11 protein-coding genes are annotated in these 11,868 nt (G+C 67.3%); 2 read left to right on the top strand and 9 right to left on the bottom strand.

Annotated elements, in window-relative coordinates:
• Nucleotides 1–53: 53 nt before the first annotated feature.
• Entirely contained in the window at nt 54–1,475 is a 1,422-nt protein-coding gene (locus CFB43_RS03140) for an NAD(P)/FAD-dependent oxidoreductase (RefSeq protein ID WP_089494093.1), read from the bottom strand.
• Nucleotides 1,476–1,759: 284 nt separating this feature from the next.
• Between CFB43_RS03140 and CFB43_RS03135 the strand changes: the two genes are divergently transcribed.
• Nucleotides 1,760–2,407, top strand: a complete 648-nt coding sequence (locus tag CFB43_RS03135) for a TetR/AcrR family transcriptional regulator (protein WP_089424490.1) — start codon at nt 1,760–1,762, stop codon at nt 2,405–2,407.
• A 77-nt stretch (nt 2,408–2,484) separates the two neighbouring features.
• On the opposite strand, the gene CFB43_RS03130 is transcribed toward CFB43_RS03135, so the two are convergent.
• The 4 genes from CFB43_RS03130 to edd form a co-directional block, all read right to left on the bottom strand.
• Nucleotides 2,485–2,988, bottom strand: coding sequence for a gluconokinase (locus CFB43_RS03130; protein WP_047851621.1), 504 nt, complete (start codon nt 2,986–2,988; stop codon nt 2,485–2,487).
• Nucleotides 2,989–3,001: 13 nt separating this feature from the next.
• Complete coding sequence (locus CFB43_RS03125; protein ID WP_089472146.1) at nt 3,002–4,363, bottom strand: GntP family permease; 1,362 nt, start codon at nt 4,361–4,363, stop codon at nt 3,002–3,004.
• Nucleotides 4,364–4,582: 219 nt separating this feature from the next.
• On the bottom strand, nt 4,583–5,209 hold the full coding sequence (gene eda / locus CFB43_RS03115) for a bifunctional 4-hydroxy-2-oxoglutarate aldolase/2-dehydro-3-deoxy-phosphogluconate aldolase (RefSeq protein ID WP_011350938.1): 627 nt from the start codon (nt 5,207–5,209) through the stop codon (nt 4,583–4,585).
• A 19-nt stretch (nt 5,210–5,228) separates the two neighbouring features.
• Nucleotides 5,229–7,085, bottom strand: coding sequence for a phosphogluconate dehydratase (edd, locus tag CFB43_RS03110; RefSeq protein WP_071333915.1), 1,857 nt, complete (start codon nt 7,083–7,085; stop codon nt 5,229–5,231).
• Between the two features lie 282 nt (nt 7,086–7,367).
• Between edd and CFB43_RS03100 the strand changes: the two genes are divergently transcribed.
• On the top strand, nt 7,368–8,216 hold the full coding sequence (locus tag CFB43_RS03100) for a MurR/RpiR family transcriptional regulator (RefSeq protein ID WP_089424485.1): 849 nt from the start codon (nt 7,368–7,370) through the stop codon (nt 8,214–8,216).
• A gap of 105 nt (nt 8,217–8,321) precedes the next feature.
• Here CFB43_RS03100 and CFB43_RS03095 read toward each other — a convergent pair whose 3' ends face one another.
• The 4 genes from CFB43_RS03095 to CFB43_RS03080 form a co-directional block, all read right to left on the bottom strand.
• Nucleotides 8,322–8,744: a CopD family protein gene (locus CFB43_RS03095; RefSeq protein ID WP_011350935.1), complete on the bottom strand. Its 423-nt coding sequence runs from the start codon at nt 8,742–8,744 to the stop codon at nt 8,322–8,324.
• 19 nt (nt 8,745–8,763) lie between these two features.
• Nucleotides 8,764–10,035, bottom strand: a complete 1,272-nt coding sequence (locus CFB43_RS03090; RefSeq protein WP_089472143.1) for a glutamate-5-semialdehyde dehydrogenase — start codon at nt 10,033–10,035, stop codon at nt 8,764–8,766.
• 138 nt (nt 10,036–10,173) lie between these two features.
• Entirely contained in the window at nt 10,174–11,268 is a 1,095-nt protein-coding gene (gene holA, locus CFB43_RS03085) for a DNA polymerase III subunit delta (RefSeq protein WP_089494092.1), read from the bottom strand.
• An 18-nt stretch (nt 11,269–11,286) separates the two neighbouring features.
• Nucleotides 11,287–11,841, bottom strand: coding sequence for an LPS-assembly lipoprotein LptE (locus CFB43_RS03080; protein ID WP_089494091.1), 555 nt, complete (start codon nt 11,839–11,841; stop codon nt 11,287–11,289).
• Nucleotides 11,842–11,868 lie beyond the last annotated feature (27 nt).

Below are 11,868 nucleotides of genomic sequence, written 5' to 3'. Positions count from 1 at the left end.
AAAGCCCGATGCGAGCAATCGCATCGGGCTTTTTCGTTGCCTGCGCGGCAGTATCAGAACGAGATCATTCGCCCCGGGTTGAGCGCGCTCATCACGCTCATCGCGGCCTTCGCGGCGGGAATCGCGATCGGCGACAACTGGCGGCCGAGCGGAATCGCGCGATGGTCGATGCCGGTCAGCATCGAGAAATCGTCGTTGCGTCCGACGAAATCGTCGCAGATCGCCTTGCCGATCCGCACCGTCTGCGCGACGCCGTGGCCGCTCCAGCCCTGCACCATGTACATCGGCACACGGCCGTCGGTCTTGCGACTGTCGGTCGCGCCGTTCAGCGTGAAGTCGCTGACACCGCTCCAGCAGTAGTCGAGCGCGAACCCGCCGTCATGCTGCGGGAACACCGTGTTCAACCGCGTCAGCAGGTACGCGTTCACGTCCGGCTGCGCCCAGCAACTGCCGGTGCCCTGCCCGCCGAACAGCAGGCGGTTGCCGCGGACCGGCCGGTAATAGTCGATCTGGAACTGCGTGTCGTACACGGGCATGCCGGCCGGCATCAGCGTCGCGACGTCGACCTCGAGCGGCGCCGTCACGCTCACGTACGTAAAGAACGGCACCGTGGTCGCCGCGCCGTCGTCGAGCAGCCGGAACGTCGTGTTGTGCAGCGCGAGCACGACGCCGCGGCGCGCGGTGATCGTGCCGCCCGGCGTCGTCGCGACGACGCCCTCCGGCGTCTCGTCGAGCTCGAGCACCTCGGTGCCCTCGAACAGCGCGCCGCCGTTCAGCCGGAAGCCGTGCACGAGGCCGCGCACCAGCGCGAGCGGATGAATCTGCCCGCCTATCGCGTCGATCGCCGCGCCGTGATACAGCCCCGAGCGCACGTAGTCGTCATGCAACTGATGGCGGCCGACGAGCGTCACGCCCGCGTCGCCGAGGTGACGGCGCGCATCCGCGCCGTCCAGCAGCGCGCTCATGTGGCCCGGGTGGACCGCCGCGGTGATGTGGCCGCGCTTGCGGTCGAGCTCGAGCGCGTAACGTGCGCCGATCGCATCGATCAGGTCCATCGATTCGGCCGATGCGAAGCGCCACAGCCGCTTCGCGTCGTCGTGCGACAGGTAGTCGATCATGTCGGCGGCTTCCCAGCGCGCGAGGCCGGGCGTCAGTTGCCCGCCGTTGCGGCCCGACGCGGCCGAGCCGACGTGATGCTTGTCGACGAGGATCGTGTCGACGCCCGCTTCCGCGAGATGCAGCGCGGCCGATGCGCCGAGCAGGCCCGCGCCGATCACGAGCACGTCGCAGACGGCATCGTGCGCGAGCGGCGCGCTGTTCGCATGGCGCGACAGCGACGCTTCATACCAGTTCGCCGGGCGCTCGCCGTCGTAGCGGGCCGGGTCGCACCAGTTCCAGTTGTCTTTTTCGATGTTCAGTTGCGTTTGCTCGAAACGCGCTTCGCCCTGGATCAGGGGGGTGTTGCTGGAAGTCATGATTGCACTTGCATGGTCTTGGGCCGCCTGTCGAAGGGCCTCGTTGCTTCGAGGCTTCGCGGGTGGGGCAGCCGGTTCCACATGGGTGTCAACGAGATAAAGGGGCGTGATGGCCCGTGTTGACGGCAGCACGCTCGTGCCGCCTGGATCCCGGACTGTGCGAAAGCACGTATTGAAAGGTGCCGGGACACCCAATTTCTACACCGCAGAAATAATTCTACAGTGTAGAATAAGCTTTCGTCAAGTTTACAGCCGGTGCCATATCGGCCCGCCAGCCCGCATCGATGAAAGACAAACCCGCCCAGGGCCCGCGCGGCCTCGACAAGGATGCGATCGTCGCGGCCGCGCTCGCGCTGCTCGAAGACGTCGGCGAAGCCGCGTTCAGCGTGCGCAAGCTCGCGCAGTCGGTCGGCTGCGACCCGATGAGCGTGCTGTACCACTTCAAGTCGAAGGAAGGCCTGAGCCGCGCGATCGCGAACGCGCTGTCGCGCTCGCTCGTGCCGGTCGACGCCGCGCTGCCGTGGCGCGAACGGCTGCGCGACCTCGCACGCCAGTACCGCGCGCTCGCGCTGCGCTACCCGGCGGCGTTCGCGCTGCTGCAGCGGCACATGAGCACCGGGCCGGCCGATCTCGCGCACATCGAGGCCGTGCATCGCGCGCTGGCCGACGCCGGCATCCCGCGCGCGGCGCTGCCGTCGGTGTGCGTCGGCTGGTATGCGAGCGTGATCGGGCTGGCCGCGGCCGAAGCCGGCGGCCTCACGCGCGCCGCGAACGATGTCGAGCTCGCGGAAATGGCAGCGCTGTCCGACGCCGCGCATCCGCTCGTCAAGGCGGCCGCCCCGCTCTATGCGCAGCTCGATCCGGCAGCCGTGCACGACACGATGCTCGACGTGCTGCTCGACGGCATCGCGAAGCAGGCGCCCGCGGCCTGACCGGCCCGCGACGACGCGCCGCCAACGAAAAAGGCGCCCGAAGGCGCCTTTTTCATGACGATTGCCGCGAACCGCGCTCAGTGCTGCTGCGCGATACCGATCTTCAGCATGACCTGATCGACGATCTGCTCGGGCGTCAGCTCGATGCTGACCTCGATCGCTTCGTCCGGGCCCGGCTCCTCGAGCGTGTCGAGCTGGCTCTTCAGCAGCGACGGATCGAAGAAATGGCCGGTGCGGCTCTTCAGGCGCTCGTGCAACACCTCGAACGAACCCTTCAGATACACGAACCGCACGTCGGTGTCGGTGCCGCGCAGCACGTCGCGGTACGACCGCTTCAGCGACGAGCACGTGAACACGGCCGTCTCACCGGCCCGCTGCTTTTCCTCGATGGCCGCGCGGATCGTGCGCAGCCACGGCCAGCGGTCGTCGTCGGTCAGCGGAATGCCGTTGTGCATCTTCTCCTTGTTCGCCGCGCTGTGAAACGCGTCGCCATCGGTATAGCTGCACGACAGGCGTTCCGCCAGCATTTCGCCGATCAGCGACTTGCCGGCGCCCGACACGCCCATTGCGATCAGAATCATTGACTACCCCTTGTTACAGAACCATGCTCAGCAGCAGTGTAAAGCCGAGGCCGAGCACCGAGATGATCGTTTCGAGCAACGACCAGGTCTTGAACGTCTGACCGACCGTCATCCCGAAGTATTCCTTGATCAGCCAGAAGCCGCCGTCGTTCACGTGCGAGAAGATCAGCGAGCCCGAGCCGGTGGCGAGCACCAGCAGTTCCGGGCTGACCGCCGCGCCGGATGCCGCCGCGATCGGCGCGACGATGCCGCAGGCCGTCGTCATCGCGACCGTCGCCGAACCCGTCGCGAGACGCATCAGCGCGGCGACGAACCAGCCGAGCAGCAGCGGCGACAGGTGCGCGTGCTTCGCGGTCTCGACGATCTGCTGCGAAATTCCGCTGTCGCGCAGGACGCCGCCGAAGCCGCCGCCCGCGCCGACGATCAGCGTGATGCCCGCGATCGGTGCCAGGCACTCGCCGCAGAACTTCTGGATCTGGTCGCGGTTGAAGCCCTGCAGCTTGCCGAACGTGAAGAAGCTCACGAGCACGGCGATCAGCAGCGCGACGTCCGAGTTGCCGGCAAAGCGCAGCAGGTTGTTCGGCAGCGACTTCGGCGTGAACACCAGGTCGGCCCAGCTGCCGACGAGCATCAGCACGACGGGCAGCAGGATCGTGAACAGCGTGATGCCGAAGCTCGGCAGTTCGCGCTTTTCACCGTTCGCGCGCGAGTCGACGAACTGCGCGGCGAGCGGGTTGTTCTCAGGCAGCTTCACGAACTTCGAGATCGTCAGCGCGAACAGCGGGCCCGCGATGATCGCGGTCGGCACGCCGACGATCAGGCCGAACGCGATCGTCTTGCCGATATCGGCGCCGTATTGCTGAACGGCCAGCAGCGCGGCCGGGTGCGGCGGGATCAGGCCGTGCACGACGGACAGGCCGGCCACCATCGGCAGGCCGACGACGAGCAGCGACTTGCCGGTGCGCTTCGCGACGTTGAACGCGATCGGGATCAGCAGCACGAAGCCGACTTCGAAGAACACCGGCAGGCCGACGATGATCGCGACGAACATCATCGCCCAGTGGATGTTCTTTTCACCGAACCAGTCGATCAGCGTGGTCGCGATCCGTTCGGCGCCGCCCGATTCGGCCATCATCTTGCCGAGCATCGTGCCGAGGCCGACGACGATCGCGATGTGGCCGAGCGTACCGCCGGTGCCTGTCTCGAACGACTTGACGATCTTGTCCATCGGCATGCCGACGACCAGGCCGAGGCCGAGCGAAACGATGATCAGCACCAGGAACGGGTAGATCTTGTAGCGCGCGATCATCAGGATCAGCGCGGCAATCGCGATCAGCGTGAATACGAGCAGCATGCTGCCTTGGACAGCCCCCATGTGGCACTCCTCCTAGAATTGTTCGAACCGGGCGAGTTGTTGCGAGTATGCCCGGCTATGCAGGTCTCCGAAACACGGGGGGTACCCACCCCGTCAGGACGCTGAATTTTACTTATCTTTACGGTCCACGGATAGAACCGGTTCCATCAGCAAAAACCCTCGGTAAAACAAGCACTAAGGCTCGCTTTCCGAGGGCTGAACCGTCATCTCGTACAAGTCTTATCGGGGAAGCTGGCTCGCGGCTTGCGCGAGGCGCGTGACTTCGGCCCAGTCCTGCGCGGCGAGCGCGGCTTTCGGCGTGAGCCACGAGCCGCCGACGCACACGACGTTCGGCAGTTTCAGGAAATTCGGCGCGGTTTCGACGGTGATGCCGCCGGTCGGGCAGAACTTCAGCGCCGGGAACGGGCCGTGGAACGCCTGCAGCATCGGCACGCCGCCCGCTTGCTGCGCGGGGAAGAACTTCACGATCTCGTAGCCGAATTCGAGCGCCTGGATGATGTCGCTCGGCGTCATCACGCCGGGCAGCAGCGGCAGGCCCGCGTCGAGCGACGCGAGGTGCAGCTCCTTCGTCAGGCCCGGCGACACGCCGAACTTCGCCCCCGCGCGCTTGGCCTGCTCGCAATGCTCGGGCTTCGTGATCGTGCCGACGCCGACGACGATGTCGTCCGCGAGCTGGCTGGCGCGCTGGATCGCCTCCAGGCCGGCCGGCGTGCGCAGTGTGATCTCGAGCACCTTCACGCCGCCTGCGTGCAGTGCACGCGACACGTGTTCGCCCTGCTCGACCGAGTCGAATGCGAGCACCGGGATGACCGGGCCCAGCTTCACGATTTCAGCAATCGTCTTCATTGAATTGGCTCCTTGAAATTCATGCGGCGACGTGGGCGGCCGTTTCGCCGACCAGCGCGCCGAAAACCGATGCGCCCTGCTCGGCCGGCGCGGCGGCCGCACGGAACACGCCGAACAGTTCACGCCCGAAACCGACCTCGTTCTCGGCCTGGTGCAGCGGCTGCGCGACCGGGCGCGCCTGCCACTCGGCGGCGTCGACCTCGATGTCGAGCACACCGGCTTCCGCGTCGATCACGAGCGTATCGCCCGTCTTCACCTTGCCGAGCGGGCCAGCCAGCAGCGCTTCCGGCGACACGTGGATCACGGCCGGCACCTTGCCCGACGCGCCCGACATGCGGCCGTCGGTGACCAGCGCGACGTGGAAGCCCTGATCCTGCAGCACGCCGAGCAGCGGCGTCAAACGGTGCAGCTCGGGCATCCCGTTCGCGCGCGCGCCCTGGAAGCGCACCACCGCGACGAAATCGCGCTTCAGCTCGCCGCGATCGAATGCTTCCTGCACGGCTTCCTGCGAATCGAACACGATCGCGGGCGCGGTCACCTTGCGGTGCTCGGGCGCGACCGCCGAAATCTTGATCACGCCGCGGCCGAGGCGGCCCTGCATCAGGCGCAGGCCGCCGTCCGGCTGGAACGGGTCGCGGATGCCGCGCAGCACCTTCGTGTCGTGGCTCTCGGCCGCGCCGTCGACCCACGTCAGCTTGCCGTCGATCAGCTTCGGCTCCTTCGTGTAGTGCGCGAGACCCTTGCCGGCGACCGTCGTCACGTCCTCGTGCAGCAGCCCGCCTTCGAGCAGGTTGCGGACCAGGAAGGCCACGCCGCCCGCCGCGTGGAAATGGTTCACGTCGGCCTTGCCGTTCGGGTAGATCTTCGCGAGCAGCGGCACGACGGCCGACAGTTCGTCGAAATCGTTCCAGTCGATCAGGATGCCGGCCGCGCGCGCGATCGCGACGAGGTGCAGCGTGTGGTTGGTCGAGCCGCCCGTCGCGAGCAGCGCGACGATCCCGTTGACGATCGCCTTCTCGTCGATCACGTGGCCGATCGGCGTGTAGTGGCCCCGCTCGACGGTCAGGTCGAGCACGCGGCGCGCAGCCTCGGCGGTGAGCGCGGTGCGCAGCGGCGTGTGCGGGTGGACGAATGCCGAGCCCGGCAGGTGCAGCCCCATCAGCTCCATCAGCATCTGGTTGCTGTTCGCGGTGCCGTAGAACGTGCAGGTGCCGTGGCCGTGATAGGCGGCGGATTCGGCTTCGAGCAGCGCGTCGCGGCCGACCTGGCCGGTCGCGAACTGCTGGCGGATCTTCGCCTTGTCGTCGTTCGACAGGCCGCTCGTCATCGGGCCGGCCGGCACGAAGATCGTCGGCAGGTGGCCGAACTGCAGCGCGCCGATCAGCAGGCCCGGCACGATCTTGTCGCAGATGCCGAGGCAGAGCGCGGCGTCGAACATGTTGTGCGTGAGCGCGATCGCCGTGCCCATCGCGATCGCCTCGCGCGAGAACAGCGACAGCTCCATCCCCGGGTTGCCCTGCGTGACGCCGTCGCACATCGCCGGCACGCCGCCCGCGAACTGCGCGACCCCGCCGTTCTCGCGCGCGGCCGCCTTGATGATCTCGGGGAAATCCTTGTACGGCGCGTGCGCGGACAGCATCTCGTTGTACGAGGACACGATGCCGATGTTCGGCTCGCGGATCGCCTTGATCGAGAACTTGTCGTTACCCTCGAGGCCGGCGAAGCCGTGCGCGAGGTTCGCGCACGATAGCGCGCCGCGTGCCGGGAACTTGCCCTGCGCGCCGTCGATGCGCTGCAGATAGGCGGAACGGGTCGATTGGCTGCGGGCGATCACGCGTTCGGTGACCTTCGCCAGAGTGGGGTGCAGCGACGTCATGCTGGGCGCTCCTGTATGCCGGCCGACACCGGCGGTTGGAATCGTGGGGACGGTCGAATGCGTCGACAGAACGAAGCCAGTCTAGTAGAAAAACTACAAGCATGCAATGCGGATTCGTCGACCCGCAACCCCCATTCCCGCTACCAGCAAGGCGATACTTAGTGAAAACCCTAATCCACCTCACTGAAAGCACCGTATCCGCGCTAGTATTTTCTTGTAGATTTTCTACAATTCGATTGCGATACACTCGCTCATCCGAACCCGATTTCTGCCTGCCGTCCCATGCTGCCCCGCATTGAAGCGATCCGCGCCGAGTTGCGCCCGTCCGAGCGCAAGCTCGCCGACTACATCCTCGCCGCGCCGCGCGAGGTGCTCGACCTCGCGATGACCGAGCTGTCGACGCGCGCGGGCGTCAGCCAGCCGACGATCGCCCGTTTCTGCCAGGCGCTCGGCTGCAGCGGCTTTCGCGAATTCAAGATCCGGCTCGCGCAGAGCGTCGCGCCGGGCGTGTCGTCGGTCTATCGCGACGTCGAGCCCGACGAACCGGCGCCCGGCATCATCGGCAAGGTGTTCGACCGCACGATCGGCGCACTGATCGAGGTGCGCAACAGCCTGTCCGCCGGCAGCGTCGCCGAGGCGATCGGGCTGTTGTCGAACGCGTCGCGAATCGAGTTCTACGGCGCCGGCGGCTCGGGTATCGCCGCGCAGGACATCCAGCACAAGTTCTTCCGGCTCGGCGTGCCGAGCGTCGCGTATTCGGATCCGCACACGTTCTCGATGTCGTCGGCGCTGCTCGGCCCGCACGACGTCGTCGTTGCGATCTCGAACACCGGCCGCACGCGCGACATCGTCGACGCCGCACGCTCCGCGCTCGCGTGCGGCGCGAAGGTCGTCGCGATCACGCAGAGCCATTCGCCGCTCGCGAAGCTCGCGACGGTGAGTCTCGCGTCGAACGTCGCGGAGGAAACCGACGTGTTCTCGCCGATGACGTCGCGGATGTCGCATCTCGCGATCGGCGACATCCTCGCGGTCGGCGTCGCGCTGTCGCGCGGCCCAGCACTGATGGAACGGGTCGGCCGCGCGAAGGAGGCGATCACGCGCCGCCGGATCGACGACGGCACGAAGGATTGAGCAGACGCCGCACCGACCGCGCGCACGAACCGTAAACGACAAACGGCGCCCCGCGGGGCGCCGTTGCGTGTCAGACAGCGCCGGCAACCTCGCCGGCCATGCCGCTCAGAACGGCTTGATCACGACCAGCGCGACCGCCGCGAGCATGCCGAGCACCGGCAGCTCGTTGAACACGCGATACCACTTGTCGGTGCGGCGGTTCTCGCCGCGCTCGAACACTCGCAGTAGATGCCCGCAATACGCGTGATAGACGATCAGCAGCAGCACGACCGTCACCTTCGCGTGAATCCAGCCCTGCCCCTGCCCGATGCCGATCGACAGCCAGAGCCACAGCCCGCAGGCCAGCGCCGGCACCGCGATCATCGTCATGAAGCGGAACAGCTTGCGCGCCATCAGCAGCAGGCGACGCACGGCGGCCGGATCGGTTTCCATGGCCAGGTTTACGTAGATGCGCGGCAGGTAGAACAACCCTGCAAACCACGCGGCGATCAGAACGATATGGAACGTCTTGACCCAGAGCATCGCCATCGATTGTGCGCCTCGCTGTTTATTGGCGGCCTTCGCCGTGTCCGAGCACGACGTACTTCAGCGACGTCAAGCCTTCCAGGCCGACGGGGCCGCGTGCGTGCAGCTTGTCGTTCGAGATGCCGATTTCCGCGCCGAGGCCGAATTCGAAGCCGTCCGCGAAGCGCGTCGATGCGTTGACCATCACGCTCGCCGAATCGACCTCGCGCAGGAACCGCATCGCGCGGTCGTGATCCTCGGTGACGATCGCGTCCGTGTGGTGCGAGCCGTAGTGATTGATGTGCTCGATCGCGGCGTCGAGGCCGTCGACGACCTTGATCGCGAGCACCGGCGCGAGATACTCGGTGTGCCAGTCTTCCTCGGTGGCGTCGACGAGCGGACCGACGCCCGCATCGGCGAGCACCGCGCGCGCGGCCGCATCGACGCGCAGCTCGACCTGCTTGTCGCGATACAGCTTGCCGAGCGGCGGCAGCAGCGTTGCCGCGACACCGCTCGCGACGAGCAGCGTCTCCATCGTGTTGCAGGTGCCGTAGCGGTGCGTCTTCGCGTTGTCGCAGACGGTCAGCGCCTTGGCGAGATCGGCGCGATCGTCGACGTACACGTGGCAGATGCCGTCGAGGTGCTTGATCATCGGCACGCGCGCCTCGTTGATCAGGCGCTCGATCAGGCTCTTGCCGCCGCGCGGCACGATCACGTCGACGTATTCGGTCATCGTGATCAGCTTGCCGACCGCCGCGCGATCGGCCGTCGCGACGACCTGTACCGCGTCCTGCGGCAGGCCGGCTGCCTCGAGCCCTTCGCCGATCAGCTTCGCGAGCGCCGCGTTCGATTCGAGCGCTTCGGAGCCGCCGCGCAGGATCGTCGCGTTGCCCGACTTCAGGCACAGCGCGGCCGCGTCGATCGTCACGTTCGGGCGCGATTCGTAGATGATGCCGATCACGCCGAGCGGCACCCGCATCTGGCCGACCTGGATGCCGCTCGGGCGGTACTTGAGGTTGCTGATCTCGCCGATCGGATCGGCCAGCGACGCCACCTGGCGCAAGCCTTCGACCATCGTCTTCAGCGCCTTGTCCGACAGCGTCAGGCGATCGACGAACGCCGCATCGAGCCCCTTTTCACGGGCACGGGCGACATCGCGGGCATTCGCGTCCTTCAGCACCTGTGCGTCGCGTTCGATCGCGCGCGCCACGGCGTCGAGCGCCGCGTTCTTCGCGGCCGTGCTGGCGCGCGCCATCGCGCGGGAAGCGTGCCGGGCGCGACGGCCCAGGTCGGTCATGTACTGATCGATATCCATCGTGTGACTCGAGAAGCGCGCCGCGCGGGGCGGCATGAATTCGTGGGGAAGCGTGAGCGGCGGCGGCCGGAGGGCCGCGCCAGCTATCGAGACATTGTAAGCGGGTTGCGCAGCGCGCGCTGAAGGCCCGAACGGGACTTAGCGTCGCACGCGCCCCGCGGTCGGCGGTCGCTCGCCGCGGGCACCGGCCACCGTCATCGCGAGCTGGAACAGCCCGTCCCACGGATCGGGAGGCGGTTCGTCCTGCGTACGACGGCCCGGCGCGACGGCCGTGAGCCCCTTGACCTGACGGTCGAGCTTCGCGGCAAACGCGAGCGCCTTCTCGAGCACGGCTTCGGACACGCGATTCAGCGCGGGACCGATCAGCCGCTCGCGCGGCCCCCACACGCGGTTCTCGCGCAGCAGCGTTGCCAGCGGCTTGCCGGCCGTCGTGCCGCGCTTGATCCGCAACAGCGTGCGCAATTCCTCGACGACGGCCCACATCACGAGCACGATCGCCTCGCCCTCGCCCTTCAACCCGTCGATCATCCGCGCGAGCCGCGCGGCGTCGCCGGCGAGCATGGCTTCGTTCAGCTTGAAGACGTCGTAACGCGCAACGTTCAGCACCGCGTCGTGCACCTGCTCGAACGACAGCGCACCCTGCGGATACAACAGCCCGAGCTTCTGGATTTCCTGGTGCGCGGCGAGCAGGTTGCCTTCGACGCGCTCGGCGATGAACTGCAGCGCGCGCCGCCCGTCCTCGCCGGGCGCGGCGCGTTGACCCTGCAGCGCGAGGCGCTGGCCGATCCAGTTCGGCAGCTGCGCGCGGTCGACCGGATCGATCTTCAGCGCGACGCCGCCGTTCTGCAGCGCGGTGAACCACGCGGATTTCTGCGTGGCCGCGTCGAGACGCGGCAGCGTGACGAGCATCAGCGCGTCGGGGTTCGGCGTGGCAGCGAGCGTCTTCAGCGCATCGGCGCCTTCCTTGCCGGGCTTGCCCGACGGAATGCGCAGCTCGATCAGCTGGCGCTCGCCGAACAGCGACATCGCCTGGGTCGCGCCGAGCAGCACGCTCCAGTCGAAGCCGCGCTCGACCGTATGCACCGAGCGCTCGGTGAAGCCGGCCGCGCGCGCGGCCGCACGAATGCGGTCGCACGCTTCCTGCGCGAGCAGCGGCTCGTCGCCGTAGACGGTATAGAGCCCGGCCACCCCCTTCGCGAGGTGCGGCTCCAGCGCATCAAGTCGCAGTTGCATCGATACGTGCGCCGTCGATCAGAGCGGCGGCGGCGGCAGCGGCGCGCGCGGTGCGACGCCCGGTACCACGTCTTCCGGTGCCGGCGTCAGCGAATGGACGATCGCGAGACGGCGCATCAGTTGGTCGACCGCGTCGCTCTGCATGTCGGCGTACAGGAGGTCCGCTTCCTGCGCCTTCGCGTTCGTGTACTGATCGCTGTACGTCATCGCACGGTTCAGCGCGATCACGCTCGGCGGGATCAGCACGGTGCCGTCCTTGCTCGTCAACTGATAACGCAACGTATAGAAGAGCGCGTATTCCTGCGCCGAACCGTACTTGTTGAGCGTCAGCGTGTTCTGGCCACGCGATTCCCACATGGTCAACACGGCGTCGGCGTCGTCCGCCGACTTGACGATCTTCGTGTCGCTGCCGGCCTCGACGAGGCGCACGAGGCGCGCCTCGACCGGCGCCGGCGCGCCGGCGATCAGCAGGTGCTTGAACGCGTAGTCCTGCTGGCCGCGCAACTGGAAGCCGCATGCCGACAGCGCAACCGCGCTGCCGACAGCGAGCATCAAAAACGATCTGCGGATCACCTTCGCTCCTTCTGGGTACGTCCGATG

It is taken from the genome of Burkholderia sp. AU15512, from assembly GCF_002223325.1.
Lineage (GTDB): Bacteria > Pseudomonadota > Gammaproteobacteria > Burkholderiales > Burkholderiaceae > Burkholderia.
This window is presented reverse-complemented; position numbering and strand designations above follow the sequence as displayed.

What these genes read in the sequence shown, in the direction of transcription:
- eda (WP_011350938.1), bottom strand. Translation starts at nt 5,209, where the DNA reads ATGAAGACGATTGCTGAAATCGTGAAGCTGGGCCCGGTCATCCCGGTG.
- CFB43_RS03135 (WP_089424490.1), top strand. Translation starts at nt 1,760, where the DNA reads ATGAAAGACAAACCCGCCCAGGGCCCGCGCGGCCTCGACAAGGATGCG.
- holA (WP_089494092.1), bottom strand. Translation starts at nt 11,268, where the DNA reads ATGCAACTGCGACTTGATGCGCTGGAGCCGCACCTCGCGAAGGGGGTG.
- CFB43_RS03125 (WP_089472146.1), bottom strand. Translation starts at nt 4,363, where the DNA reads ATGGGGGCTGTCCAAGGCAGCATGCTGCTCGTATTCACGCTGATCGCG.
- CFB43_RS03100 (WP_089424485.1), top strand. Translation starts at nt 7,368, where the DNA reads ATGCTGCCCCGCATTGAAGCGATCCGCGCCGAGTTGCGCCCGTCCGAG.
- CFB43_RS03140 (WP_089494093.1), bottom strand. Translation starts at nt 1,475, where the DNA reads ATGACTTCCAGCAACACCCCCCTGATCCAGGGCGAAGCGCGTTTCGAG.
- CFB43_RS03090 (WP_089472143.1), bottom strand. Translation starts at nt 10,035, where the DNA reads ATGGATATCGATCAGTACATGACCGACCTGGGCCGTCGCGCCCGGCAC.
- CFB43_RS03130 (WP_047851621.1), bottom strand. Translation starts at nt 2,988, where the DNA reads ATGATTCTGATCGCAATGGGCGTGTCGGGCGCCGGCAAGTCGCTGATC.
- edd (WP_071333915.1), bottom strand. Translation starts at nt 7,085, where the DNA reads ATGACGTCGCTGCACCCCACTCTGGCGAAGGTCACCGAACGCGTGATC.
- CFB43_RS03095 (WP_011350935.1), bottom strand. Translation starts at nt 8,744, where the DNA reads ATGGCGATGCTCTGGGTCAAGACGTTCCATATCGTTCTGATCGCCGCG.